23 protein-coding genes and 1 CRISPR repeat array are annotated in these 26,218 nt (G+C 73.7%); of the genes, 15 read left to right on the forward strand and 8 right to left on the reverse strand.

Annotation, left to right across the window (positions count from 1 at the left end; all coding sequences use genetic code 11):
- Window positions 1-10: 10 nt before the first annotated feature.
- The gene (locus NX801_RS19115) at window positions 11-1,282 is read left to right on the forward strand and encodes an acyl-CoA dehydrogenase family protein (protein ID WP_258788989.1); all 1,272 of its coding nucleotides are present in this window, start codon (window positions 11-13) and stop codon (window positions 1,280-1,282) included.
- Between the two features lie 149 nt (window positions 1,283-1,431).
- Window positions 1,432-2,658: a CaiB/BaiF CoA transferase family protein gene (locus tag NX801_RS19120; protein ID WP_309505858.1), complete on the forward strand. Its 1,227-nt coding sequence runs from the start codon at window positions 1,432-1,434 to the stop codon at window positions 2,656-2,658.
- 162 nt (window positions 2,659-2,820) lie between these two features.
- On the opposite strand, the gene NX801_RS19125 is transcribed toward NX801_RS19120, so the two are convergent.
- Window positions 2,821-4,320, reverse strand: a complete 1,500-nt coding sequence (locus tag NX801_RS19125; protein WP_258788990.1) for a PT domain-containing protein — start codon at window positions 4,318-4,320, stop codon at window positions 2,821-2,823.
- A gap of 445 nt (window positions 4,321-4,765) precedes the next feature.
- On the opposite strand from NX801_RS19125, the gene NX801_RS19130 reads away from it, so the two are divergent.
- Window positions 4,766-5,230: a hypothetical protein gene (locus tag NX801_RS19130; RefSeq protein ID WP_258788991.1), complete on the forward strand. Its 465-nt coding sequence runs from the start codon at window positions 4,766-4,768 to the stop codon at window positions 5,228-5,230.
- Window positions 5,231-5,469: 239 nt separating this feature from the next.
- Complete coding sequence (locus NX801_RS19135) at window positions 5,470-6,348, forward strand: spermidine synthase (RefSeq protein ID WP_258788992.1); 879 nt, start codon at window positions 5,470-5,472, stop codon at window positions 6,346-6,348.
- A 77-nt stretch (window positions 6,349-6,425) separates the two neighbouring features.
- Here NX801_RS19135 and NX801_RS19140 read toward each other — a convergent pair whose 3' ends face one another.
- Window positions 6,426-7,034: a hypothetical protein gene (locus tag NX801_RS19140; protein WP_258788993.1), complete on the reverse strand. Its 609-nt coding sequence runs from the start codon at window positions 7,032-7,034 to the stop codon at window positions 6,426-6,428.
- Between the two features lie 92 nt (window positions 7,035-7,126).
- On the opposite strand from NX801_RS19140, the gene NX801_RS19145 reads away from it, so the two are divergent.
- From NX801_RS19145 to NX801_RS19155, 3 genes are all read left to right on the forward strand, one after another.
- Window positions 7,127-7,825 carry a response regulator transcription factor gene (locus tag NX801_RS19145; protein WP_258788994.1) on the forward strand — a complete coding sequence of 233 codons (699 nt, stop codon included), beginning with the start codon at window positions 7,127-7,129 and terminating at the stop codon, window positions 7,823-7,825.
- Window positions 7,826-7,931: 106 nt separating this feature from the next.
- Window positions 7,932-9,350: a HAMP domain-containing sensor histidine kinase gene (locus tag NX801_RS19150; protein WP_258788995.1), complete on the forward strand. Its 1,419-nt coding sequence runs from the start codon at window positions 7,932-7,934 to the stop codon at window positions 9,348-9,350.
- 603 nt (window positions 9,351-9,953) lie between these two features.
- A complete protein-coding gene (locus NX801_RS19155; RefSeq protein WP_258788996.1) occupies window positions 9,954-11,492 on the forward strand; it encodes a glycoside hydrolase family 18 protein in 1,539 nt (512 codons plus the stop codon).
- Between the two features lie 212 nt (window positions 11,493-11,704).
- On the opposite strand, the gene NX801_RS19160 is transcribed toward NX801_RS19155, so the two are convergent.
- The gene (locus NX801_RS19160; protein WP_258788997.1) at window positions 11,705-12,493 is read right to left on the reverse strand and encodes an alpha/beta fold hydrolase; all 789 of its coding nucleotides are present in this window, start codon (window positions 12,491-12,493) and stop codon (window positions 11,705-11,707) included.
- Window positions 12,494-12,886: 393 nt separating this feature from the next.
- Between NX801_RS19160 and NX801_RS19165 the strand changes: the two genes are divergently transcribed.
- From NX801_RS19165 to NX801_RS19180, 4 genes are all read left to right on the forward strand, one after another.
- Entirely contained in the window at window positions 12,887-13,645 is a 759-nt protein-coding gene (locus tag NX801_RS19165) for a GntR family transcriptional regulator (RefSeq protein WP_258788998.1), read from the forward strand.
- A gap of 440 nt (window positions 13,646-14,085) precedes the next feature.
- A complete protein-coding gene (locus NX801_RS19170; protein WP_258788999.1) occupies window positions 14,086-14,613 on the forward strand; it encodes a flavoprotein in 528 nt (175 codons plus the stop codon).
- Between the two features lie 361 nt (window positions 14,614-14,974).
- Window positions 14,975-16,975 carry a DUF2264 domain-containing protein gene (locus NX801_RS19175; protein WP_258789000.1) on the forward strand — a complete coding sequence of 667 codons (2,001 nt, stop codon included), beginning with the start codon at window positions 14,975-14,977 and terminating at the stop codon, window positions 16,973-16,975.
- A gap of 184 nt (window positions 16,976-17,159) precedes the next feature.
- The gene (locus NX801_RS19180; RefSeq protein ID WP_258789001.1) at window positions 17,160-18,734 is read left to right on the forward strand and encodes an AMP-binding protein; all 1,575 of its coding nucleotides are present in this window, start codon (window positions 17,160-17,162) and stop codon (window positions 18,732-18,734) included.
- 38 nt (window positions 18,735-18,772) lie between these two features.
- Here the strand turns inward: NX801_RS19180 and cynS are convergent, their stop codons facing one another.
- Together cynS and NX801_RS19190 are read right to left on the reverse strand one after the other, a co-directional pair.
- Window positions 18,773-19,243 (reverse strand): cyanase, encoded by a 471-nt coding sequence (cynS, locus tag NX801_RS19185; protein WP_258789002.1) that lies wholly within the window; start codon window positions 19,241-19,243, stop codon window positions 18,773-18,775.
- Window positions 19,244-19,359: 116 nt separating this feature from the next.
- Entirely contained in the window at window positions 19,360-19,950 is a 591-nt protein-coding gene (locus NX801_RS19190) for a carbonic anhydrase (RefSeq protein WP_258789003.1), read from the reverse strand.
- Between the two features lie 122 nt (window positions 19,951-20,072).
- Between NX801_RS19190 and cynR the strand changes: the two genes are divergently transcribed.
- Entirely contained in the window at window positions 20,073-20,996 is a 924-nt protein-coding gene (cynR, locus tag NX801_RS19195) for a transcriptional regulator CynR (RefSeq protein ID WP_258789004.1), read from the forward strand.
- Window positions 20,997-21,210: 214 nt separating this feature from the next.
- Window positions 21,211-21,504: a hypothetical protein gene (locus NX801_RS19200; RefSeq protein WP_258789005.1), complete on the forward strand. Its 294-nt coding sequence runs from the start codon at window positions 21,211-21,213 to the stop codon at window positions 21,502-21,504.
- A gap of 136 nt (window positions 21,505-21,640) precedes the next feature.
- Here NX801_RS19200 and NX801_RS19205 read toward each other — a convergent pair whose 3' ends face one another.
- Window positions 21,641-22,570: an NADP-dependent oxidoreductase gene (locus NX801_RS19205; RefSeq protein ID WP_258789006.1), complete on the reverse strand. Its 930-nt coding sequence runs from the start codon at window positions 22,568-22,570 to the stop codon at window positions 21,641-21,643.
- A gap of 163 nt (window positions 22,571-22,733) precedes the next feature.
- On the opposite strand from NX801_RS19205, the gene NX801_RS19210 reads away from it, so the two are divergent.
- A complete protein-coding gene (locus tag NX801_RS19210; protein ID WP_258789080.1) occupies window positions 22,734-23,135 on the forward strand; it encodes a winged helix-turn-helix transcriptional regulator in 402 nt (133 codons plus the stop codon).
- Window positions 23,136-23,183: 48 nt separating this feature from the next.
- On the opposite strand, the gene NX801_RS19215 is transcribed toward NX801_RS19210, so the two are convergent.
- Window positions 23,184-23,546: a winged helix-turn-helix transcriptional regulator gene (locus tag NX801_RS19215; protein WP_258789007.1), complete on the reverse strand. Its 363-nt coding sequence runs from the start codon at window positions 23,544-23,546 to the stop codon at window positions 23,184-23,186.
- A 96-nt stretch (window positions 23,547-23,642) separates the two neighbouring features.
- On the opposite strand from NX801_RS19215, the gene NX801_RS19220 reads away from it, so the two are divergent.
- On the forward strand, window positions 23,643-24,524 hold the full coding sequence (locus NX801_RS19220; protein WP_258789008.1) for an NAD(P)-dependent oxidoreductase: 882 nt from the start codon (window positions 23,643-23,645) through the stop codon (window positions 24,522-24,524).
- Window positions 24,525-24,612: 88 nt separating this feature from the next.
- A CRISPR array of direct repeats spans window positions 24,613-24,885; the repeat unit is 28 nt; unit sequence GGACCACCCCCGTGCGTACGGGGACCAC.
- 304 nt (window positions 24,886-25,189) lie between these two features.
- Here the strand turns inward: NX801_RS19220 and NX801_RS19225 are convergent.
- Window positions 25,190-25,729: a flavoprotein gene (locus NX801_RS19225; RefSeq protein WP_258789009.1), complete on the reverse strand. Its 540-nt coding sequence runs from the start codon at window positions 25,727-25,729 to the stop codon at window positions 25,190-25,192.
- Between the last annotated feature and the right edge of the window lie 489 nt (window positions 25,730-26,218).

Raw genomic sequence — 26,218 nt, forward strand, 5'->3', positions numbered from 1 at the left:
AGGGGAAGCCATGACCACTCAGCAGCAGCGCCCCGATGCCGAGCACCAGCACTCCGACGCCGGACACCGGCCCCACTCCTCCGGCGGGGTCCGGGTCCACCAGGCCGATCCCGGCGCCGTGGAGGCGGACTTCTATCACGTCCGGGACCTGGTGGCGCCCGAGGACCGGGAGCGGCTCGAAGCCGTCCGCGACTGGGCCCGCAAGAACGTCGCCCCGGTGGCCGCCGACTACTGGGAGCGCGGCGAGTTTCCGTACGAGCTGATCGCCCAGCTGCCGGAACTGGGCATCGCCGGGCTCCAGTTCAGCGGTTACGGGGCACCCGGCCGGGGCGCCCTGGTGGCCGGGCTCACCAGCATGGAGCTGTCCCGCGTCGACCCGTCCTTCGCCACCTTCTACGGGGTGCACAGCGGGCTCGGCATCGCCACGGTCATGCAGTGCGGCTCCGAGGAGCAGAAGGAGCGCTGGATACCGGCGATGCTCCGCTGGGAGAAGCTGGCCGCCTTCGCCCTCACCGAGCCGGACGTCGGCTCCGGCGCCTCGCGCGGGCTGACCACCACCGCCCGCCGGGAGGGCGACACCTGGATCCTGGACGGCCGCAAGAAGTGGATCGGCAACGCCACCTTCGCCGACCTGGTGATCGTCTGGGCCAAGGACGAGGCCGACGACCAGGTGAAGGGGTTCGTGGTGGAGCGCGGCACGCCCGGCTTCGAGCCGCACCGGATCGAGGGCAAGGTCTCGCTCCGCAGCGTGCAGAACGCCGAGATCGAACTGCGCGGCGTCCGGGTGCCGGAGGAGAACCGGCTGGCCGAGGCGCACTCCTTCAAGGACACCGCCAAGGTGCTGCGCTCCACCCGGCTCGGCGTCTCCTGGAACGCGGTCGGCTGTGCCATGGGCGCGTACGAGGCGGCCCGCGCCTACACCCTGGAGCGCGAGCAGTTCGGCAAGCCGATCGCCGCCTTCCAGCTGGTCCAGGACCAACTGGCCCGGATGCTGGCCGACATCACCGCCTGCCAGACCATGAACGTCCGGGCGGCCCAGCTCCAGGACGCCGGGCAACTGACCGACCAGCAGGCGTCGCTGGCCAAGATGTACAGCACCAGCCGCACCCGTGAGGTGGTGGCGCACGCCCGCGAGATCCTCGGCGGCAACGGCATTCTGCTCGACCACGAGGTGGCCCGGTTCTGGGCCGACGCCGAGGCCCTCTACTCGTACGAGGGCACCCGGGACATGAACGCCCTGATCGTCGGCCGCGCCGCCACCGGCATCAGCGCCTTCGTCTGAGCACGTCCGTCCGTCCGGCCGCCGACCGGCGGTCGCCGCCCGACCGACCGCCGGATTCCGGATGCCGGCCGCCGGATGCCGGCCGGGGCTCGCCCGGACACCGCCCCGCCCTCAGGAAAGGCTTCACCTACATGACAGACATGACAGGCATGGCAGACATGACAGGCAGCGACACCGGTATGGGCGCCGAGACGGGCAACGGCAACGGCACCGATACCGCCGCCCCGTTGGAGGGGCTTCGGGTGGTCGATCTGGCCACCGTGGTGATGGGGCCGTACGCCGCCCGCATCCTGGGCGACCTCGGCGCCGATGTCATCAAGATCGAGGCGCCCGGCGGCGATGTGATGCGCCAGCTGCACAAGCGCCGGGAGGACGGCATCGGCGCGCTGATGCTCAACCTCAACCGCAACAAGCGATCGGTGGTCCTGGACCTGAAGACCCCGGAGGGTCACCAGGACGCCCTGGACATCATCGCCACCGCCGATGTGCTCATCACCAACATGCGGCCGCGCGCGCTGAAGAAGCTGGGACTCACCTACGAGGATCTCGCCGGGGCCAACCCGGAACTGGTCTACTGCCAGGCGGCCGGCTTCCGTTCGGACAGCCCCTACGCCGACCGGGCCGCCTACGACGAGGTGATCCAGTCCACCTCCGGCATGGTGGATCTGATGCGCCGGGCCACCGGCAAGCCCGCCTATGTCCCGACCGTGCTGGCCGACAAGGTGTGCGGTCTCGCCATCGTGCAGGCGGTGCAGGCCGCGCTGCTGGCCCGGGTGCGGACCGGGCGCGGCCAGCGGGTGGAGGTGCCGATGGCCGACACCATGTTCGCCTTCACGCTGCTGGAGCACATCGGCGGCCGGGCCTTCGAACCGCCGCACGGCGACGTCGGGTTCCCGCGCTCGCTGGCGCCCCGGCACGAGGCCGTACCCACCAAGGACGGATTCGCCTGCATCCTGCCGTACTCGGTCGCCAATGTGCACGACTTCTTCCAGGAGGTCGGCCGGGCGGACCTCACCGAGGACGCGCGGTTCGCGGACCGGGACGCCATGCGGGAGCACATCGGGGAGCTGTACGACCTGATCGCCCAGTACACCCCGGAGCGGACCGGCGCCGAGTGGGCCGAGTTCTGCGCCCGGGCCAGCATTCCGTTCGCCCCGGTGCTCGACCTCGACCACGCGGGCGAGCACGCGTACTGGGCCGAGGGCGGCATGCTGGCCCTGGCCGACCATCCGGACGAGGGCGCGTACCGGGTGATCGGCAGCCCGTTCCACTTCTCCGGCACCCCGACCGTGCTGCGCCGCCACTGCCCGGCGCTGGGCGAGCACACCGAGGAGGTCCGCGCCGAGGTCCGGGAGCGGCTCCGCGCCGCCGGGTGACCGGCCGGCCGGCGTACGGCTGCCGGCCCGGTCCCGCAGGAGAGTCGGCGGTACGGCTCCGGGGCGGTGGCCGAGTGCGCGGTACGGCCCCGAGGTCGCGGGCCGGGGTGTCCGGTACGGCTCCGGGGTGGAGCCGTACCGCCCCCGGAGCCGTACCGGGCCTCAGACCTCGGCCAGGGCGGTGCGCCGCTCCAGGAAACCGGCCACCTCGGGGACGGAGCGCCGGGGACGCAGCGTGCGGGCGGTGTCCGTGAGTATGGCCTCGATCCGGGTCGACCGGACCTCGTCCAGCAGGTCCAGCACCTGGTGTCCGGCCGCCCCCGCCTCCGCCACCCGGCCGCCGCGCGCCAGGTCGCCCGCGAGCTGCGCCCGGTAGAGCGCGAGGTTCCGGGCGAAGTGCGGACTCTGGAGGGCCGTCGCCCGGTGGGCGTGGCGGACGGCGCGCGGCCAGTCGCCCAGCGCCGACCAGCACTGCGCCTCCAGCGCCTCCAGCTCCGGCTCACCGAAGAAGGACATCCACTCCGGGTCCGCCTCCGCGGCGCCGAGCCCGAAGAGGGTGCGCGCCCGGCCGAGTGCCTCCTCGCAGGCCGCCCGGTCCCCGAGCCCGGCCCGGCCGCCCGCCTCCCGGAGCGTCAGCAGCGACAGCAGCCGGGGCGACCCCAGGTGCCGGGCCGCCCGCAGGCCGGCCTGCGCCGCCCGGAGCGCCTCCCGGTGCCGGCCGGCGTCCCGGGCCAGGAACGAGGTGTTGGAGAAGGCATGGGCCTCCAGCGCCTCGTCGCCCGCCATCCGCGCGGTGGCCAGCGCCTCCGCGTAGTGCGAGCGGGCGTCGGCGAGGCGGCCCGAGTCATGGGCCAGCCAGCCGACCGAGAGGGAGAGCTCACCGGCGCCGGAGTGCAGCCGGTCGGCGGTGGAACGGCGGCTGGTGACACCCGAGTCGAGCAGCGCGTACGCCGCCCGGAGCGGTTCGGCGGCCCGGCGGTAGAGGCCGTCGGCGCCGTACCGGTCGTCCAGCAGGCGGATGCGGCGTACCGCCTCCTCGACCGCCCGTACCTCCGGGTCGCCCACGCGGCCGCCGGCCCGGGGGGCGGGGATCGAGCCGGGGCCGCCGAAGCCGAGCGAGGCGGCCGCCAGCGTGGCGGTGCCGCCCGTCATGAATGCGCGACGCAGCACGTCGCTCTCCTCATCGTTCCTGAAGCCGGTGGGGGAGTTGGTGGGGAAGGCGGTGGGGGAGCCAGCGGGGAGGCCGGTGGGGGTGCCGCCGGGGAAGTCGGTGGGGAATGCGAGGGCGAGAGCGGTCGTGAGGCCGGTGGTGAGTACGGCTCCGGGGCCGTCGCCGGGCGGGAAGGCGCGGGTGGCGGTGGGCGCGGCGTCGCCGGGGCCGGCCGGCGGGCGCGCTCTTCGTCCACGTACCCGTTCCCGGGCGACGAATCCCAGATCGGTCAGCGTCCGGCCGGGGAACATATGAAGAAAGACGCGTTCATAGGCGTAGTTGGGGCATCGGATCTCGCCGGCCTCCACCCGCCCCACATAGCGGGCGTCGCAGGCGACCTGCTCCCCGATCTCCCGGGCGGCCCGTCGGACCGCCGCCGCGAACTCCGCCGGTGAGAGCCGTCCGCGCAGCTCCCGGAAGGCGAGGTTGGGAACTGCCCGTGACGTTGCCATGGCCGAGCCCTTCTCCTGGGTGCCGGGTGCCGGGTGCCGGGTGCCGGGTGCCGGGTGCCGGGTGCCGGGTGCCGGGTGCCGGAGCCCGGCGGGGGTGCTCCGGCGGAGCCGAACCTACCGGCAGTGAGGGAGCGGATACGCACTGTTTGGCTACAAACGGGATATCTCACCCGTGATCCGCCATGAACTGCCATCCTTTGTAGCGGTGCGCCGCCGTTGCTGTTGACGCGGCGGATCCGTTGAACCATGCGGCGAGGCCCGCCGTGTTGTCTGAGGGGACGTGTTGTCCGGTGGCCCGGAAGGACCCGGAAGGACGCGGTCTCCGAGGAGCGTTTCGTCCGCGAGGGCGGTGCGGTCCGGGGCTCGCCCATCCGGAGTCGGGACCCACGACCCGGGCCGGGGGCCCGGGACGCTACGAGGAGGCAATCCCTTGTTGGAGGTCGGCATGGACGCGACAGCGCGCCCCGGTGGCGCACCCCGGACCACCCCCGCACGCCACCGGCCCGTACCGGACGGCCGGGCCCGCCCGGAGGGCGCGGGGGAGGCGGCCTGGGACGTGGTCACCGTGCCGGCCCGGCAGGGTCTTGAGGCGTTCGACATCCTGCGCAGGGGCGGAGCGCCGGACATCGGGCCGGTGCTGCACGACGGCTCCCGCGACACCCTCGGCTTTCTGGTCCCGCCCGGCACCGCCGAGGGCTGGGACGTGCCGGGCAGTGCCTGCACCCGCACCTCGGGCCGGGGCGTCCGGTACGCCGACCCGGCCGCCGCCCCCGAGCCGCCCGTCTCCGGCTCCTGCTGGCTGCTGCCCCCGGACCCGGACACCACCGGCCCGGTCACCGACCCGGCGGTGCTGCGGGACGCGCTGGGCGAGGCGGTACGGCTGATCGAGGTGGCCGACAACTGCTGCTGACGGTGCCGGGGTGGCGGCCTTCCGGGCCTGGGGCGACGGCTTCCCGGTGAGCTGCCGGGCGCGGGGCTTCGGGCGCCGGCGGGGCCGTTGTCCCTGCCGGGGTGCCTTCGCGCGGGGCGGCGACCCGGCGACCCGTACCGCGTCCCGCTCGTCCGGCCGCACCGGGCTGTACAGGGCCTTACAGGGCCACATCGGCACATCGGCCGCATGGGGCCGCCCGGTAATCGGATAATGGACGGATGGCGAGAAAGAGACAGCGGGGTACGGGCGGCCGGGACGCCGTCCCCGAGACGGTGACGGCTCCGGTGGACGGCGGCCTCGCCGAACTGGCGCCCGACCGCGACCGGCCCCGGGCCTGGACGCTGCGCGTCGACGGCGCCCCGCAGTCCCATGTGGACCTGGACGACCCCACCCGGCTCGCCTTCGGCTACCAGCGGCGGCTCGGGCATGTCCTCGACCTCGCCGCCCCGCCCGGCCGCCCGCTGCACGCCGTGCACCTCGGCGGCGGCGCCTTCACCCTGGCCCGCTACCTCGCCGCCACCCGGCCCCGCTCCACCCAGCAGATCGTGGAGGTGGACGCGGCCCTGGTCGCCCTCGTCCGCCGGGAGCTGCCGCTCGATCCGGCCGCCCGGGTCCGGGTGCGTACCGCCGACGCCCGCGCCGGGCTCGGCAAGCTGCCGGACGGCTGGGCGGACCTGGTGGTGGCCGATGTCTTCAGCGGCGCCCGTACCCCGGCCCATCTCACCAGCACCGAATTCCTCGGCGAGGTACGGCGGGTGCTGCGGCCCGGCGGCATCTACGCGGCCAACCTCACCGACGGGCCCCCGCTGGCCCATGTGCGGGGCCAGATCGCCACGGCCGCGGCCGTCTTCCCCGAACTGGCCCTCGCCGCCGACCCGGCGGTCCTGCGCGGCCGGCGCTTCGGCAATGTGGTGCTGCTCGGCTCCGACGCCCCGCTCCCGGTCGCGGAGCTGACCCGGCGGGTGGCGACCGATCCGTACCCCGGCCGCATCGAACACGGCCGCGAGCTCCGGGACTTCACCGGCGGCGCGGCCCCCGTCACCGACGCCACCGCGAAGCCCTCGCCGGTCCCGCCCCCTGAGGTCTTCGAGCAGTAGCCGGGCACGGGAGTGGCCGGCCCGGGCGGGAGTGGCCGGGGGCGGGAGCGGCCGGAGGCAGCGGGGCGCGGGTGGCCTCAGCGGCGTTCGATCAGGACCGTGGGGGACTGGTCGTGCCAGGTGCTGAAGACATCGGTCTCCCGCCCGTCGCGGCTGAAGGTGACCCGGATGTAGGTGGGTTGCTTCCACACCTGCATCCGCCAGCCCGAGGCCGGGGTGGCGGAGACCAGTTCGGCGGCGGAGGTGCCGAGGGCGAAGGCGACCCGGCCGCCGTCCACCGCGTAACTCCGCACCTCGCCGGTGTCCGTGGCCGGCGGACCGCCAGGTGCCGGGGCGGCGTCGTCGTGCGGATCCGGGTCCGGGGCCGGATCCGCGTGCGCGGCCGGCGGTCGGGGCCGGGGTCTCGGCGGGGCGGCGGGGGAGCGGTCCTGGGGCTTCCCGGACGGCGTGCGCGCGGCGGGCGGCGCGGCGGAGCGCGTGGGCGCGGGGGACTCCGGCGGCCGGGGGCGGTGGGTCGACGACGACTGCGGGGGCGGCGAGTCGGCGGCGATCGGCAGGGCACGCGGCGGGTCGTACGCCGTCCCGGCCATCACCGTGTGCACGCCCCACCAGGAGAGGGTGACCGCCGCGCCGGTGGCGAGCGACCACGCGGCGGCGTGTACGAGTCCTCTGCGCATCCGGCACATGGTGCCCCATCACCGCGTCCGCCACCACCGGCGGCCCCAGTTCCCTCACACGGCGTACGGTCGGTTCCCCCACATGGCGTACGGTGCGGCCCATGGCAAGTGTGCTCGTGGTCGAGGACGACCAGTTCGTGCGCTCCGCCCTGATCAGGCATCTGACCGAACTCCCCACGGACCCCCACACCGTGCGGAGCGTCGGTACCGCCCTGGAGGCGCTGCGCGAGGTGGCCCATTTCCGCTTCGATGTGGTCATCCTGGACCTGGGGTTGCCCGATCTGGACGGCGCGGAGGCCCTGAAGATGCTGCGCGGCATCACCGATGTACCGGTGATCATCGCGACCGCCCGGGACGACGAGGCGGAGATCGTCCGGTTGCTCAACGACGGGGCCGACGACTACCTGATCAAGCCGTTCTCGGTGGAGCACCTGTCCGCCCGGATCTCGGCCGTACTCCGCCGTTCCCGGGCCGGGGCGGGAGAGTCGCCGCCCGACCGGGTGCTCAGGGTCGGCGGGCTGACGGTCGATCCGCTGCGCCGCCAGGCCGAACTGGACGGTGCCCGGCTGGACCTCACCCGGCGTGAGTTCGACCTGCTGGCCTTCCTGGCGGGGCGGCCCGGGGTCGTGGTGGCGCGCAAGGAACTGCTGGCCGAGGTGTGGCAGCAGTCGTACGGGGACGACCAGACGATCGACGTCCATCTCTCCTGGTTGCGCCGGAAGCTGGGAGAGACGGCCGCCCGCCCGCGCTACCTGCACACCCTGCGCGGGGTCGGCGTGAAGCTGGAGCCGCCGCGGTGACCGGGGGCGGGACGGCCGGGACCGTCACCGGCCCGGCCCGTACGGGGTCCTGCGGAGCCGGGACCGGGACCGGGGGCGGGCCGGCGGCGCGGGCGGGTGCCCGGCGATGAGGTGGGCGCTGGTCAAGGTGGCGCTGGCCGTCACGGTGATGGTCGTCGTCGCCTTCGCCGTACCGCTGGGCCTGGTGATCCGGGAGATGGCCCGCGACCGGGCGTTCGGGGACGCCGAGCGCCGGGCCGCCGCGCTCGGCCCGGCGCTCGCCATCACCAGCGCCCGGGCGGAGCTGGACCGGGCGGTGGCCTCTACCGAGGACGGCTCGGCGGGCCGGCTCGCGGTGCACATCCCGGCCTCCCGGGAGACCGGCGGCCGGCCGCTGGAGATCGGCACCCGGCGGGCCGGCGAGGAGGACCTGGCGATGGTCCGCCGGCTGGGCCGGGCCGGGGTGGCCGAGGTGCCGGGCGGAGCCGTACTGCTCCAGCCCACCGCGCTGGGCACCGGGCAGATCGCCATCGTGGAGGTGTACGTCCCCCAGGACGCGGTCACCAACGGGGTGGCCACCGCCTGGGTGGTGCTGGCCGGGGTTGGCGTGGCGCTGATCGTCGGCTCGGTCGCGGTCGCCGACCGGCTGGGTGTACGGATGGTCCAGCCCGCCCAGCGGCTCGCCCGGGCCGCCCACGACCTGGGCGAGGGACGGCTCGGGGTACGGGTCCCGGAGGACGGACCGCCCGAACTGGCCTCCGCCGCGACGGCGTTCAACTCCATGGCCGACCAGGTGGTCCAACTCCTGGCCAACGAGCGGGAGCTGGCCGCCGACCTCTCGCACCGGCTCCGTACCCCGCTCACCGTGCTCCGGCTCAACGCCGCCTCGCTGGGCGAGGGTCCGGCCGCCGAGCAGACCCGGGCGGCGGTCGAGCAGCTGGAGCGGGAGGTCGACACCATCATCCGCACCGCCCGGGAGGCCAAGCCGCAGACCCAGGCGGCCGGTCCGGGGGCGGGGTGCGACGTGTCGGCGGTGGTGCGGGAGCGGATGGCGTTCTGGTCGGCGCTGGCCGAGGACGAGGACCGCACGGTCCGGGTGGCGGGCATCGACCGACCGGTCCGCATCCCGGTCGCCCGGCCGGAGCTGGTGGCGGCGCTCGACGCCCTGCTGGGCAATGTCTTCCGGCACACCCCGGAGGGCACCCCGTTCGCGGTGGACGTGCACAACGGGGACGACGCGGTGATCGTGCTGGTCTCCGACGCGGGCCCGGGCATCGCGGACCCGGAAGCCGCGCTGGAGCGGGGCAACAGCGGTGACCGGGACGGCTCCACGGGCCTGGGCCTGGACATCGTCCGCCGGGTCGCGGAGTCGACCGGCGGGGACGTCCGGATCGGCCGCTCGGTGCTGGGCGGCACCGAGGTGCGGATCTGGCTGAGCCTGGACGGCCGGGGCCCCGGCCGCTCCCCGCGCGGCGCCCCGGGACGGCGCGGCCACCGGGTCCGCCGGGTCCGCCGGATGGTCCGCCGGGGCCGCGCCCGGGGGTGAACCTGCCGGACCCGCGCGCCCCGGCCGGCCCGACCGGGAGCCGCCGTGCCGGGTCCGCCGGGGGCCGGGCCCGATGGGGGGCGACCCGGCGGGTGGGGCCAGGGCGGGGCGGCCACGTAGCCCCGATCGGGCCGGGGCGCCGGTCGCCGGGCCCGCCTGCTCCGGCCGGGGGCCGGGCCCGATGGGGGGCGACCCGGCGGGCGAGGCCAGGTCCGGGCGCCGGGCCCGTACGTTCCCGGCCGGCCGGAGCACCGGCCGGGTCCAGGCGCTCGGCGCCAGGCCGGGGCGGCCACGCGGCCTCGATCGGCCCGGGCGCCGGGCCGTGGACGACCGTGACCGTGGAGCCGGCCGGTGGTGACCGTGACCGTGGAGCCGGCCGGCGCCGGTGGCGCCCCCTGGAGCCGCTCGCCGGCACTTCTCCCGCCGCCCGCAGGGGTTTCGCACCCTCCCTTCATTAACGCCCGCCGATGGCTTCCTTAAGCGGACCCTAAGATCCTCAACGACCGCCCCGAACTGGGTGTTTGTCCGTTTCGGGGCCGCTAGCGTGCTGCTCGTACCACCCCACCGAAGGCACCACGCGGCACAGAGGCAGGCACCCGAATCATGGGCCCCAGAACCACCCACCGGCGCAGGACGAGTCGTACGGCCAAGGCGATCGGCGCCGTGCTGGCGACCGGGCTGGCCGGCGGCGCGGCCTTCGTGCTCACCGGCACCGCCCAGGCGGCCGGTGTCGGTGCCGTCTACACCAGGGCCAGTTCCTGGGACGGCGGTTACACCGGCCAGTACGTCGTCACCAACGACACCAAGGCGGTGCGGGAGGACTGGACGCTGGAGTTCGACCTTCCGGCCGGGACCACGGTGAACTCCCTCTGGAACGGCGAGCACACCGTGAACGGCCGCCATGTCACGGTGCGGCCCGCGAGCTGGAACAAGCGCCTGGCGCCCGGTGCCTCGGTCACGGTCGGCTTCGTCACCAAGACCACCGCGGCATCCGGTGGCACCGGCGCCACGGGAAAGGCGGCCGACCCCACCGGCTGCCTGATCGACAAGGCGGCGTGCTCGGCGGGCGGCGGCCCCACCCCGCAGCCCACCGGCCACCCCACCGACCAGCCGGTGCCGAGCCGGCCGAAGCCCACGGCCTCCCAGCCGCCCGCCTCGTCCAAGCCGTCCACCCCGGCGCCGAAGCCCCCCACTTCGCCGAAGCCCACGGATCCGGCCCCCACCCGGCCGCCGGGCGACGGCACGGCGACGGTCGCGCGGTTCGCCCCGTACGTCGACACCTCGCTCCACCCGGCGTACGACCTCACCGACACCGCCGCCAGAACCGGGGTGAAGGAGTTCACCCTCGCCTTTGTCACCTCGGGGGGCTCCTGCGCCCCGCTCTGGGGCGGGGTCACCGGGCTGGCGGACGACAAGGTGGCGGCCCAGATCGGCGCCCTGCGGGCCGGCGGCGGGGACATCCGGGTGTCGTTCGGCGGGGCCGCCGGCCGTGAACTGGGACTGAGCTGCACCACGGCGGACGCGCTGGCCGCCGCGTACGGCACGGTCGTGGACGCGTACAAGCTGACCAAGGTCGACTTCGACATCGAGGGCGCCGCCCTGCCGGACACCGCCGCCAACTCCCGCCGGGCACAGGCCATCGCCCGCCTCCAGAAGGCTCACCCGGGCCTCGACGTGTCCTTCACCCTGCCGGTGATGCCGGAGGGGCTGACCCAGCCGGGTGTAGACCTGCTGGCGGACGCCAAGCGGAACGGGGTCCGGATCGGCGCGGTGAATGTCATGGCGATGGACTACGGAGCCGCCTACAGCGGTGACATGGGCCAGTACGCCATCCAGGCGGCCACCGCGACCCAGGCGCAGATCAAGGGCGTGCTCGGGCTCTCGGAGGCGGCCGCCTGGAAGGCGGTGGCGGTGACGCCGATGATCGGGGTCAACGATGTGACGACGGAGACCTTCACGGTCGAGGACGCCACTCAGCTGACCGCCTTCGCCAAGTCCAAGGGCCTCGCCCGGCTGTCGATGTGGTCCGCCACCCGCGACAAGCAGTGCCCGGGCGGCGCCGCCAACCGGGCGGATGCCACCTGCAGTTCGATCGTCCAGCAGCCGCTGGCCTTCACCAAGGCGTTCGCCGCCTTCCACTAGCCACCCTCTCGTGGGCTGCCGGCGGCCCTCACCCCCCCGGGGCCGCCGGCAGTCCACCCCCTTCACCCCCTCCGCTCCCTCGATGCCCTCCCCCTCCCCCCGTCCGGAACGGGGCGGCCGGGAGGCCGACCAGACCATTTCCCTCCCCCCACACGCGCCCCGGCCGGTCCCCCACCCGGCCGGGGCGCACTTCTGCTCCCCCCCTCATCGGGTCAGCGCCCCTCGGTCTCCCGCAGGAAGCCGTCCGTCAACTCCGCCCACCGCTCCGGGGCTTCCGCGAACGGCAAGTGACCGGTGGGCAGTTCGGCGAGCCGGGCGCCCGGGATGCCGGCCGCGACGGCCCGGTGCAGGGCGGGCTCCACCAGCCGGTCCGCCGTGGTGCTGATCACCAGGGTCGGGGCGGTGATACGCGCCAGGTCGCCCCGGGCGTCGAGCCGGGCCACCAGGTCGGCGTGTTCGGGCGAACCGGGCGGCGCCGTCTCCCCGGCGACCCGGGCGATTTCCTCCACCTCCTCGGCCGAGAGGCCCGCCAGCGCCTCCGGGGCCGCGGCCAGCGGCACCATGAACCGGCCCAGCACCTCGGGCCGGCCGTCCGCCGCGAGGTCCCGCCACACCTGGGCGGTCAGCCGCAGCCGGTGGTCCGGCCGGGCGAACGGGGCGGTGAGCACCAGCGCGGTGACCCGTTCCGGGTGCCGGGCGGCGATCCGTACCGCGACCGCGCCGCCCAGCGAGTACCCGGCGACGGCGAACCGTTCCAGCCCCTCCGCGTCGGCTGCGGCCACCAACCCCTCGGCCAGCTCGTCGAGTTCGAGCGGCACGGTGGCGCGGGGCGTGACCCCCGTACCGGGGTAGTCCGCCCCGACCAACCGGCGCCCGGCGGCGAGGCGGTCGAGCACCGGGCCGTAGTTGGCCGACACCCCGCCCCCGGCGCCATGGGCGAGCAGCAGTCCGGGGGCGGAGCCGTCGTCCGTGCGGCGCACCGTCCGTGCGTATGCGGGCATGGGGCCTCTTTTCTGAAGTGAACGCTATAAAAATCAACCTATCAGATCTATATCGTTCACTACAGATATCCGCCCGAGTCGCCAACGAGCCTTTCCCCAGGCGCTCCTGGGTCCCGAGCGGCTCCCGGGGCGAGCCCGCCCCCACCTTCGGAGGGCTTTCCGGCATCTCGCTGTGCGGGCGGTAGCTGATGGGTTAGCTTGTCGATGGCCGACCGCCCGGCCGGGCCCGCCCCGCCGGCCCCGGACCCGCCGGGTCCACCGCCGGACTCCGCCGGCCGGCCCCGATCACCCCTTGCCCTGCCCCCGACCGACCCCTTGAGCGACGCCGGACCACGCCGGACCGTCCCGGACCGCACTGAACAACCCGGTGTACAACCCCTCGGAGCTGCGCTGATGGCACGCGAAACGCCCTATCTCCAGGTGGCGGAGGCGCTCCGCGCCCGGATCGAGGAGGGGGAGTGGGGCATCGGCGACAAGCTGCCCAGCCGCGCCCAGCTCGCCGCCGAGTACGACATCGGCCAGTCCGTCGCCCAGCGCGCCATGGAGTTACTGATCATCGAAGGGCTGCTGGAGGGCCGCGCGGGCTCCGGTACCTATGTGCGCCAACCCCGGTTGCGGCAGCGGATGTTCCGCTCCCGTTCGGCCCACAGCCGGGTCGGCGGCTCCTTCGTCGCCACCATGGCCGAGAAGGGCAGAAAGGGCAGTTACGAGTCCCGCAGCTCCGCCCGGCTGCCCGCGCCCGAGCACATCGCCGCCCGGCTCGCCATCAAGACCGGCGACATGACGGTCTGCACCCACTACGAGTACCTGCTCGAGGGCCGTCCCGTGCAGCTCGGGGAGTCCTGGGAACCGCTCGCCCTGACCGACAAGACCCCCGTGGTGCTCCCGGAGATGGGCCCGTTCGCCGGCGCCGGCATCGTGAAGCGGATGAGGACCGTCGGGGTGACCGTCGCCCGAGCCGTGGAGGTCCCCCGCCCGGCCCGCGCCACCCAGGCCCAGGCCAACCTGCTGGGCATCTCCGTCGGGGAGCTGGTCACCATCATCGAGCGCACCTACTACGACACCGAGGGCCGCCCCGTCGAGACCGCCGACTTCACCGTCCCCGACCGCCGCTGGGAGATCGCCTACGAGGTCGCCGTCCCCCACGACTGAACGGGACCCGGGCGGGCTGCCCCCGGTGGCGGGCCGCCCGGACGATCCGCTCCTGTCCGCGCTCCGTGGGTGAACCTCAACTTGTCCTGGTGGTTGGGCTGCCAGCGCTTCCGGCAGCCGGTGCAGTACCAGTGCCACAGCTCCGGCCGGGCCGGAGTCGTACGACTGGTGTCCTTCCACAGCGGCCGCTCGGAGCACTGGGGGCAGGACGGCGGCTCCAGCACCACGCCGCGACTCCTCACTTCTCATCGTGTCTCCCGTGCCGGAGCCAGCGTCTCCGCCCGGTGCCCCGACCGGGTGACATTCCACCCCCTATCCCTCGAATGGGTGACCGGTCGGTGCGCCCGACCCGGGGGCATCCGGGCGCCCCGTTCCCACCACGACGTGAAACGCCCAGGTGGGAGGGGGAGCCGGAGGGCGGGCGCCTAAGGTGATGGGCCGTGAGAAAGACGCTCTATCTGTTCTGTTCCGCCGCCCCGCCCGTGTTCGAGGTGGCCGGTGTCGTCGAGGAGGCCCAGACGCGGGGGTGGGACGTGTGCCTGGGGCTCACGCCCACGGCCGCCGACTGGCTGCGGGACGGCATCGGCGGGTTGTCCGCGCTGACCGGCCGCCCGGTCCGGTGGGCGTACGAACGGCCCGGTGAGCCGGAGGTGTGGCCGCCGGCGGACGCGCTGCTCGTCGCGCCGGCGACCCTCAACACCGTCAACCGCTGGGCCCTCGGGCTCACCGACACCCTTGTCACCGGGTACGCGGCCGAGGCCGTCGGCAGGGGCACTCCGACGGCGGTGATGCCCTGCCTGAACACCGCCTGCGCCCGCCACCCGCGGTTCGGGCCGTCCCTGGAGACCCTGCGGGCCGCCGGCGTACGGGTGTTGTACGGCCCCGAGGGCTTCGAGCCCCATGAGCCCGGGGAGCAGCGGTCGTACCCCTGGGGCATGGCGCTCGACGTGGCGGACGGGCTGGGCTGAGGACCGGCCCGTCCGGGCTCAGGGGCGGCCCCGGGTCCCTCTGAGCAGTCCCGGGCCCTTCGGACCGGCTCCGGCCCTTCGCAACGGCCCCGGGCTCTTCGGACCGGCCCCGGGCTCTTCGAACCGGCCTCGGGTCCTTCGCGACGGCCCCGGTCCGGCCCCGGAGCCACCCGGGGCCCCGGGGTCGGCGTGATCCGGTCGGCGGCCCTTGCGGACGGACGGCGAGCGCTTCCATGCTGGCCGCGTTCCGCCCGGGTCCCGCCGGTCCCGCCGGTCCCGTCCGCCCGGTGCGTCCCGCCCGGCTCGCGCGGCGCTCCGGTTCCGGCCCGGGTCCGTCCGCGACCGAGGAGCGTGCCCCCGGATGACCTCACCGCAGACCCCTTCGCCCCTGCCCCTGCCGCCCGAAGACCGGACGCGCTCCCCGCTGACCGGCTGGACCCGGGACCACTGGGAGGCGCTGGCCGACCGGCTGCTGGACGCCGTGGTCCCGTACGCCACACCGGGGTTCGCGCAGTACCGGCTGCCCGGGCGGACCAGCTGGGCCGGGGAGGTGTCGGACGGGCTCGAAGGGTACGCCCGGAGCTTTCTGCTGGCCGCGTTCCGGATCGCGGGGGCCGGGCGGGCGGGCGGACCGGTCGATCCCCGGCTGGTCGAGCGGTACACCGAGGGCCTGATCAGCGGCACCGATCCGGACGGCCCCGAAGCCTGGCCGGCGCTCACCGATCGCTCCCAGCAGATGGTGGAGGCCGCCTCGGTCGCGGTCGCCCTGCACGAGACCCGGCCCTGGATCTGGGACCGGCTCGACACCCGAGCCCGGGAGCGGGTGGTGGACTGGCTCTCCGGCTTCGTCGGCCGGCACACCTGGGACACCAACTGGCGGCTGTTCCAGGTGATATCGGAGCAGTTCCTGGCCTCCGTCGGGGCCCCGCACAACCGGGGCGAGATCGAGGACGGGCTCGACCGGCTGGAGGAGTGGTACGTCGGGGACGGCTGGTACAGCGACGGCACCGGGCGCAACTTCGACTACTACAACGCCTGGGCGATGCACTTCTATCCGCTGCTCTGGGCGCGGATGGCCGACCCGGAAGGAACCGGTGCGGCCGGGACCGGCGGGGACGGAACGCGTGCGGCCGGTACCGGCGCGGACGGCGGCCGGGCCAAGGTCTACCGGGAGCGTCTGGGGCTGTTTCTGGCCACTTATCCGCACTTCTTCGGCGGTGACGGCGCCCCCGTCCACCAGGGCCGGTCCCTGACGTACCGGTTCGCCGCGACCGCGCCGGTGTGGATGGGCGCGCTCACCGGCTGTACGCCCCTGGCCCCCGGGCTCACCCGCCGCCTCGGCTCGGGCGCCGCCCGGCACTTCGCCGAGCGGGGCGCCCCGGACGAACGGGGGCTGATGCCGCTCGGCTGGTACGGGACGTTTCTGCCAGCCACCCAGCCGTACTCCGGTCCGGCGTCGCCGTACTGGGTCAGCAAGGGCTTCCTGGGCCTGCTGCTGCCGCCGGACCACCCGGTCTGGACGGAGCCCGAACTCCCCCTGCCCGTCGAGAAGTCGGACCAGTACACCGCCCTGCCCGCGCCGGGCTGGCTGCTGCACGGCACCGCGCGCGACGGCATCGTCCGGCTGGTCAACCACGGCAGCGACCTCAACTGGCCCGGCACCGAGGCCACCGACGACCCGCACTACGCGAAGTTCGGCTACTCCACCGCCACCGCCCCCGACACCTCGCCGGAGGCCCGGGCACGCAACGTCGGCAACCACCTGGCGCTGATCGGCCCCGACGGCACCCCCTCCCGGCGGGTGAGCATCCAGCCGCTGCGCTGCGAAGGGCGCCGCGCCGCCTCCCGCCACGACGCCCGGCTGCCCGGCGGCGACGAGACGTACCCGATCGAGACGACCAGCGTGCTGCACGGCCCCTGGGAGCTGCGGGTGCACCGGGTCACCGCGCCGGAGGGCGTCACGGTCCGGGAGGGCGGGTACGCCGTCGCCGGTGAGGTGCCGCCGGACGCCGGGGAGGGGCCCGGCTGGGCGCTGGCCCGGTCGGCGTCCGGCCTGACCAGCACGGTGATCGCCCTGCACGGCTGGGACGAGGGCGAGGACGAGAACGGGAGCGGGGTTTCCGGGGAGACCGGGGCCAACGCGTACGGGACGCACTCGGCCACCCCGTACCTGCGCCGCTCCGGCCATCCCGGCGGGACGGGTCTCTACGTCACCCTGGTCGCGCTGGCCGGCGGCCCAACCGCTCCGGCCGCCCTGGCCGGCCCGGCCGACTGTGCGGCGCTGCGGGCGTCGCTGAGCTGCGCGGTGGCGGACGGGGAGGTACGGGTCACCTTCCCGGACGGCACCGGGATCACCGTGTGACGGCCGGGCGCCGGCGCACCGACCGGGTGGCCGGAAACCGGTCATCCGGTCGGGGGGTCGACGCCCGATCGCCTTGCCGCCCGGGACGGCGGCCGGGGACGATCACCGGGTGACCCCGGGGGCGATCACCGGGGAGCCAGAGCCGGAACCGGCGTACCGGTGTGCCGACGCGAGGAGTGCCCAGGTGTCCACCAGTGCCGACGGGGTCGGTCGGGTCAGTCACGTCAGCCATGCCGGGGCGGTGCTCGCCGCGCTCGGCGAGGACCCCGGCCGGGAGGCGCTGGTCCACGGCGAACGACGCTTCACGGCGGGTGAGTTCCGCGACCTGGTGCACCGGCTGGCCCGGGCGCTGGAGGGCCGGGGGGCCGGCCGGGGCGACGGCGTCACCCTGCTCTGCGGCAACGCGCCGGAGACCATCGCCGTGCGCTACGCCGCCCATCTGCTCGGCTGCCGGATCACCCATCTCTACGGCGGCCTGGCGGCGGAGGCCCAGGCCGCCCTGGTCCGGGACGTGGAGACCCGGTTCCTGGTCGCCGGCCGGGGCCAGGAGGCCCGTGCCGCCGAGCTGACGGCCCTGGTCCCGGGGCTGGAGGTTCTCGCCCTCGGTTCCTCGGCGGCCGGCCCGGATCTGCTGGAGCCGGCCGCGCGGGAGTCCGCCGAGCCGTTCACCGGCCGGGCCGGACCGGAGGACATCTGCGTCGTCCGGCACACCGGGGGCACCACCGGGCACCCCAAGGCGATCCGCACCACCTTCGCGCAGCTGAGCCTCTGGTACGCGAGCCTGCCCGGCCCCCGGAGCCCCGGCGACCGGCTCCTGGTGTGCACGACCCTGGCGCACGCCGTGGGGCTGCTCACCGACGCCGTGCTCGGCTCCGGCGGAACCGTGGTGCTCCAGGAGGGCTTCGACGCCGGGGCGGTACTGGCGGCCGTCGAGCGGGAGCGGATCACCCATCTCTTCCTGCTGCCGCCGATGCTGTACGAGTTGCTGGACCACCCGGCGGCCGACCGCACCGACACCTCCGGTCTGCGCGCCGTCCTCTACGGCGGCTGCCAGGCGTCCCCGGCCCGACTGGCGGACGCGGTACGGCGGTTCGGGCCGGTGCTGGTCCAGTTCTACGGGCAGAACGAGGCGGGCGGCATCAGTGTGCTCACGCCCGAGGACCACGACCCGGAGCGCCCGGACCGGCTGCGCTCGGCGGGCCGGGTGCTGCCCGGCGTGGAGGTCGCCGTCCGGGACCCGGCCGGTCACGATCTGCCGCCCGGCGAGCACGGCGAGATCTGCGTCCGCTCGCCCCAGATGATGACCGGCTACTGGAAGCGCCCCGAGCTGACCGCCGAGGTGCTGCGGGACGGCTGGGTGCACACCGGCGACATCGGCTTCCTGGACGACGACGGCTATCTGACCATCGTGGACCGGCTCAAGGACATGATCGTCGTGGTGGGTGGCCATGTGTACACCACCGAGCTGGAGGACCTGCTCAACTCCCATCCCGGGGTGTCGCGGAGCGCCGTCTTCGGCGTCCTGGACGAGGACCGGGTGGAGCGGGTGCACGCCGCCGTCGTCCGGGCGCCCGGCGGCGGGCTCACCGAGCGGGAGATCCGCGCGTGGGTCCGGCGGCGGCGCGGCCCGATGTACGAACCCGCCCGCGTCACCTGGCTGGACACCCTCCCCCTCACCCCCACCGGCAAGCCCGACAAGATCCTCCTCCGCGACCAGGCCCTGACGACGGCCCGGCCGGACCCCGGCCGGCACGCGTAGCCGACCGGGGTCCGCCCAGGGGGTGTCGCCTCCGGGCCTCAGAAGGGCTTGGTGGGCAGGTACTTGCCGTCCAGGGTGATGACGGCGCGCTCGCCGCCCTCGGGGTCGTCCACCTTCTTCACGTCGAGCTTGAAGTTGATCGCGGAGATGATGCCGTCGCCCAACTGCTCGTGTACCAGGGCCTTCAGCGTGGTGCCGTAGACCTGGAGCATCTCGTAGAAGCGGTAGATGGTCGGGTCGGTCGGGATGCCGCCGGGGATCGAACCGCGGGTCGGGATGGTCCGCAGCGTCAGCGCGTCGTCGGCGTCCAGGTCGAGGAGCTCGGCGACGGCCTCGGCCGAAGCCTGGGGCAGCGGGTGCTGGCCGAGGACGGCGGCGGTGACGAAGGCGACCGACAGACCGGCGGCGTCGGCGATCTGCTGCCAGGACAGGTCCTTGCGGATCTTCGCCTCGTTGGCCTTGACGGCCAGGACCTGGCGGGCGGTGGTGTCGAACTGGGCGTGCACCATGAGAGGCGTTTCCTTTCGGTGTGCCGCTCCCGGTGAGTGGTGGGGAGCGGTGGGTTCCGGGGTGGCCCCGGTCGCCGGGCGAGGGCGGGCGGGGACCAGGTGTGAAGAGGCCGGGATCAGACCGGGAGGCCGGCCGTCCGGCCGTTGGGGTCGAGTTCCTCGACGGCGCCGCTGCCGATGTCGTAACACCAGCCGTGCAGCCTGACCGTGCCCTGCTCCAGGGCGCGGGCCACCGACGGATGGGTGACCAGGTTCGCCAGCTGGGCGCGGACGTTGCTCCGTACGAGGGCGTCCACGCCGGGGGCGGTGGTGCGGGCCCGTGCGGCGTCCGCGTGGCGCAGCCAGTCCGCGGTCGTCGGCATCGTGCCCAGGTCATGGCCTTCGGCCAGGGCGGTCATCGCGCCGCAGGCGGAGTGCCCGCAGACGACGATGTCCCGCACACCCAGCGCGGCGACCGCGTATTCGACGCTGGCCGCGATGCCGTCCGTGCGGGGCGCGTAGGCGGGCACGAGGTTGCCGGCCGTGCGGATGACGAACAGCTCGCCCGGATCGCTCTGGGTGATCAGTTCCGGTACCACGCGGGCGTCGGAACAGCCGATGAACAGTGTGTGCGGCGCGTGGTGGGTGGCCAGGTGGGCGAAGACCCCGGCCTTGGTGGGGAAGACCTCGCGCTGAAAGCGGTCGATTCCCCGGGCGAGATGGCGCATGCCCTCACTCCCTTCGATCGGTGGTCGGTGGGGCTGATGTCATTCACTCTGCATGACCAGCATCTATAGCGTCCAAGACGCAGTACCACCGATCACTATCGACCATATCTATAGTTGTGCCCATGAAGCCGGAACTGCGTCATCTGCGGTATCTGCTCGCGGTCGCCGAGCACGCCAACTTCACCCGTGCCGCCGAGGAGTTGCGCGTCTCCCAGCCCACCCTGTCCCAGCAGATCAGGCAGCTGGAGAAGGCCCTCGGGGTGCAGCTGCTGGACCGCACCGCCCGCACCGTGCGCCTGACCGACGCCGGGAGTGCCTACGTCCACTACGCCCGGCGCGCGCTGCGGGACCTCGCGGCGGGCGAGCGGGCGGTGCTGGACGTGCGGGACCTCTCCCGCGGGCACCTCCGCCTCGCCGTCACCCCCACCTTCACCGCCTACCTCACCGGCCCGCTCGTGGCCGACTTCTGCGCCCGCCACCCCGGCATCACCCTGGACGTACGCGAGTTGGCGCAGGACCGCATCGAGGCCGACCTCCTGGACGACCGGCTCGACCTCGGCATCGCCTTCGCCGGCGACCACCTCCCGGGCATCGAGGCCACCGCGCTGTTCACCGAGACCCTCAGCCTCGTCGTGGGCCCCCGCCACCCGGACAGCCAGAACCCCGGCCCGCTGCCGGTGACCGACCTCCGCGACCGCCGTCTCGCCCTGCTCAGCGGCGACTTCGCCACCCGACGGCACATCGACCGGCACTTCGCCGAGCACCACACGCAGCCGCGGATCGCGGTGGAGGCCGACTCCGTCAGCGCCCTCACCGAGATCGTGGCCCGCGCCCCGCTCGCCACCGTCCTCCCCGACGCCGTCACCCACGACAACCCGCACCTGACGCCGATCCCCCTGACCCCCGCCCTCCCCTCCCGTACCGTCACCCTTCTCCGTCGCGACAGCACCTATCAGAGCGCCGCCGCCCGCGCCTTCAGCCACCGGGCCGCCGACTGGACCCGCGCCCACGACTTCGGCCCGGGGGAGCACCGGTACAGCGGCTGACGGGGGGAACGGCGCCGGGCGTTCCAGCTCCCCGTTCCAGGCAGCCCGCGTCCGTCCTGGTCAGACGGTGTTTCCGCGTTCCAGCGTCCCGAAGTGCCCGGATCCTGTGGCGGAGCGGACCGGGTGCCCGGCACGCTCGGATCGTTCAGGTGCCGCCCTCCACCGGACTGGTGCGGGGCGGGGCCGACGGTTCGGATCAAGGGAGATTCTTCGCATGCGGCGTCTTGCCACCACACTCGGAGTACTCGGCTCGAGCCTCGCGCTCACGCTCGGTCTGGCTCCATCGGCCTCGGCCGCGAACGGAACCCTGCTTTTCAACGGCGGTCGCTGGGAGAACCCCACCGGCTGCCATGCGAGCAATTGGCCCGGCGATCCCGCCGTGATCGTCAACGCCACCGACAGCATCGCCTACGTGTACTCGGACGTGGCCTGCAAGAACTTCATCACCATTCTGCTGCCGACACAGGTCCGTACGGTGTCGCACGCATGGTCTGTCGCTTTCCACTGAGCGGCGCCCGGGCGGGCCGGATGCCGCCGCCGGCCGGCTTCGGACCGATGAGGTGACCACCCGGGCCCGGGCACCTGCCGCAGCCTTCGGCAGGCGCCCGGGCCCGGCCTCCGCGCTCACACCAGTCGCACGAGGATCAGAGGGTGAGGACGAGCTTGCCCCGGAGGTGACCGCTGTCGAGCAGCCGGTGCGCGTCGGTGACATGCTCGAAGGGGAACGTCTCCTGCACATGGACCCGGAGCTTTCCCTGTGCGACGAGGCCGACGAGACCGCGCAGGGCGACCGGGTCGGGGTCGACCGCGATACCGCTGAAGCGCATGCCCGCCGCCTCGTACCTGGCGATGAGCGCCGGGTCGTCCTCGGCGGTCGCCGTCACCAGGTGACCGCCGGGCCGGAGCACTCCGAGGGACCGCTCGGCGGTGTCGCCGCCGACCGTGTCGAGCACGACGTCGATGTCGCGGACCGCGTCGGTGAAGTCGACCGCCGTGTAGTCGATCACCTCATCGGGGCCGAAACCCTCGACGAACTCCCGCTTGCTCCCGGTGGCGGTCGTGATCACGTGCGCGCCGAGGGCTTTCGCGAGCTGGATCGCGACGTGGCCGACCCCGCCGCCACCGCCGTGGACCAGGACGCGATCGCCCGCACCGACGCCGGCGAGGTCGACGAGCCCCTGCCATGCCGTCAGCCCGACGACCGGGAGCGCGGCGGCTTCGACATGGGAGAGCGAGGCCGGCTTCCGTGCCAGGTGCAGCGCCGGCGCCGAGACGAATTCCGCGTACGCGCTCGCCGGCCGCGGGAACAGCGGCATCCCGAACACCTTGTCGCCGGGCCTGAACCGCCACGTCAGCGGAGACTCCTCCACCACGCCGCTGATGTCCCAGCCGAGGATGAACGGCGGCGGGCCGATCAGCGGGAACTCGCCGGCGCGCAGCCGCGCCTCCAGCGGGTTCAGCCCGATCGCCCTGACGCGGACGACTACCTCGGTCGGGAGGGGCTGGGGCTCGGGCGCGTCCACGATGGTGAGTACCTCGGGACCGCCGTACGTCTGCTGGGTGATGACTCGCATGACTCTCCTTGCTCGGGAAGAGGGAGAGATTCCAGGCTAGGTTTCCGACAGGAACCGGCAGGTGCCTGAGAAGCCGGCAGGAACCGGCAGGAACCGGCAGGTGCCCGAGGAACCGGCGGGCACCGGCAGGTGCCTTGAGAAGCCGGCGGGTACCTCTGGCGCCATGAGCGGTTTCGGTCCCGGTGATCCCTTTCTCGCAGACTGCCCGGGGCGTCTGGCGATCGAGTTGATCGCCGACAAGTGGACGGTGGTCGTGCTCTACGGCCTCAGCCAGGGCCCGGTTCGCCATGGCGAGTTGCTCAAGCTGATCGGCGGCATCTCCCGCAAGATGCTCACGCAGACGCTCCGGCGGCTCCAGGCGCACGGACTCGTCCGCCGCCACGCCTACGCCGAGGCGCCGCCCCGCGTCGAATACGAACTCACCCCGCTCGGGGCGACGCTGATCGATCCCATCCACATGCTGACGGAGTGGGCGAGAGCGAACGGCGCCGCGGTGCTCGACGCCCTCGACGCCCTCGACGCCGGTGCCGAGCCGGCCGCCCGTGACGTACCGGACCGAAGCTGAGGAGCGGCCGGAAGACCTGGCCGGACTTCGGCTCCGGCCGACCCGAGCTCACCCCGGCAGCGGGTGCCCACCGGGTCGCACCGGTCGCTCGCGCCCCCAGGCGGCCAGCGGCTGGAGTGCCTCGTTGAGGCGCAGGCCGTCCTCGGTCAGCGAGTACTCGACGCGGGGCGGCACCTCGTCGTAGGAGACACGGCGCACGACACCGTCCGCTTCCAACTCCCGCAGATGAGAGGCCAGTACCTTCTCGGTGACTCCCGGAAGCAGCCGGCGCAGCTCACCGAAGCGACGGCGGGGGCGCTCGTGGAGCGCCCAGAGGATCAGCACCTTCCACTTGCCGCCGATCACCTCCATCGCGGAGTCGATCCCGCAGACATGTCCGCCCGGTGTGCCCGGCCGATTCAGCGTCGTCATGCCCCACCCCTCCGACCTGCTCGCTCACCCCGGGGTAACCACCCACCCTCAAGTGCGTACTTGATCAACTCCGGGCCTGTGACCAGCCTAATCGGCATGACACCAAACACCGTTGAGAAGACGCCCGTCACGCTGCTGGGCCTCGGCGCGATGGGCACCGCGCTGGCCCGCGCCTGGCTGGCCGCCGGCCATCCGCTCACCGTCTGGAACCGCACCCCGGCCCGCACCACGCCACTCGCCGCCAAGGGGGCGAGGGTCGCGGACACCGCCGCCGAGGCGGTCGCGGCGAACACCCTCGTCGTCCTCTGCCTGCTGGACGACTCCTCGGTCGACGAGGTGCTGGCCGGCACCGACCTGGCCGGCCGGGACCTGGTCAACCTGACCACCAGCACCCCCGCCCAGGCCCGCGCCCGCGCCGAGTGGGCCCGCGAGCGCGGCGCCCGCTACCTGGACGGCGGGATCATGGCCGTCCCGCCGATGATCGGCGTCCCGGAGGCCGGCGGCTACGTCTTCCACAGCGGCTCGCGGGAGCTGTTCGAGCGCCACCGGGAGACCCTGGGCGTCCCGGCCGGCACCACCTATGTCGGCGAGGACCCGGGCTTCGCGGCCCTGCACGACGTGGCCCTGCTCAGCGCCATGTACGGGATGTTCGCCGGCGCCGCGCACGCCTTCGCCCTGATCCGCGAGGAGGACATCGACCCCACGGCACTCGCCCCGTTGCTCGCCGACTGGCTCGTCGCGATGGCCCCGGCGGTTCACCGGACCGCCGACCAGTTGCGGAGCGGCGACTACACCAAGGGCGTCGTCTCCAACCTCGCCATGCAGGTGGCCGGTACCCCGACCCTCCTGAGCACCGCCGAACACCAGGGCGTCAGCCCCGAACTGCTCACCCCCTACTTCGAGCTGATGCGCCGCCGCCTGGCCCAGGGCAGCGGCGAGGAGGACCTGACGGGCGTGATCGACCTCCTGGCACACTGACCGGCCACCCGAGCCACCGGCCGACAGGTGTCGTCCCCGCCAGTCAGCGAGGGCCCCGCCGCTGTCCTCGCGGCCCCCTGCCGGAGCAGGGACCACCCCGTGCGTACGGGGACCACCAGGCGTCGAAGAGATCGGTGGCGTAGTAGCCCGGACCACCCCCGTGCGTACGGGGACCACCGGCGGGCCATGCCGCGCGCCTGCCCCCAGGACGGACCACCCCCGTGCGTACGGGGACCACCAACACATGCCAGGGTTCACGACGAATGTCGAAGGACCACCCCCGTGCGTACGGGGACCACCCGGAGTGATCCGGGGAGATCGGACAGTACTACCGGACCACCCCCGTGCGTACGGGGACCACACTTGTTGAGCTGCGGCGATGGTAGCAAGCAGCCTTGTTTTCCTTCACCTGCTGTTGGGCGTCAATCGCTTCCTATCCGGCGGAACCGGAGCCTGGTTGAACAGCCGGTCAGCCACCCTCGCCGGCGCCGGTGCCTCGGGCCACGGTCCGACGTCCGCCACTGAAGGCTGAGGGGGCTCGGCCCCCAATACGGCTACGGGAACCTGGGCGTCAATCGCTTCCATGGCGGTGGGCCGGGTGCACTTCACCCCGGTGTTCCCCGAGGGCGGGCAGGACGTGAAACTGCGGGCCCGTGCCGAGGAGATCACCGCCGGGCCGTAGCTGTTCGTACCGCGGCCAGTCCGTGCTCCCAGGGGAAGTTCTCGGAGTCTCCCTGCTTAGGGGCATGTGGTTCGTCTCGTCCGAAGACCACACGGACGCCCTGACGGTTCAGGGTGTCCACCGCCCGGGGCACGGCGGGTTGGGCGCCGAGTGCGGTCGACCAGAACGGCATCGCAGCGACGGGCACGCCCAGGTGCACGGCCTCCGCCGGGATTCCGAGCGCCACCGTGCCGCTGATCCCTGCGGCCCACCTGCACGCACTGGTCGTGGTCAACGGGGCAACGAGCATCGCGTCCGCCTTCGGCAGGCCGCCGGATTCCCCAGGGAGGGTGTACTGGTGCCGCACCGGGTGTCCGGTCAGCTCTTCCAGCATAGTGAGACGGTCCCTCCACCAGGTCGCTGCCGTGAGAGTGAGAATGAGGCAGGTGTCCCAACCGTCTGCCTGGGCGGCGCGCACGCCGGTGTCGATGTACTGGGTGGGCCCGGCGGCGGTCGCGATCAGGTAGAGCACGGGGGCGGTCATACGGGAAGTCCACAGCGCCGAGCGAGACCAGTCAACTGCTGCCCAGGAGAGGGCACAAGTTCCATCAGGTCAGCTACCAATCCGACAACTGATGGCCCCCGCACTTCCTCGGGAGCGAGCTCTTCAGCGGTGAGAATGTCTCGGACAGCATCGTCCCGTCGTCGTGTCAGTGCCTTCGCGCGTGCCGTGGTGACCAGGTACCGGGCCTGACGTTCCCGGCTGAGTGCGGCGATGGCGCCTGGGGTGATGCTTTCGGCACTCTCAAGGGCCGACCAGGCGTCGTCCAACCTCAGGAGCACGTCCACTTCGTCTTCGTGCAAGGCGACGTTGGTGCCACCGAAGGAGGTGAGCTCTGCGTCTTCACGGGTCGGTCCAGAAGAGGACGATGGGCGGCTGCACGGACACGGGGCTGTACCCGTACGGCGGCCGGTGCGGGCCGAAACCGAGATCGCCCTGGGGACTCTCGACCTCGATACGGCCCGGGACCTG

The organism is Streptomyces pyxinae (genome assembly GCF_024756275.1).
Lineage (GTDB): Bacteria > Actinomycetota > Actinomycetes > Streptomycetales > Streptomycetaceae > Streptomyces > Streptomyces pyxinae.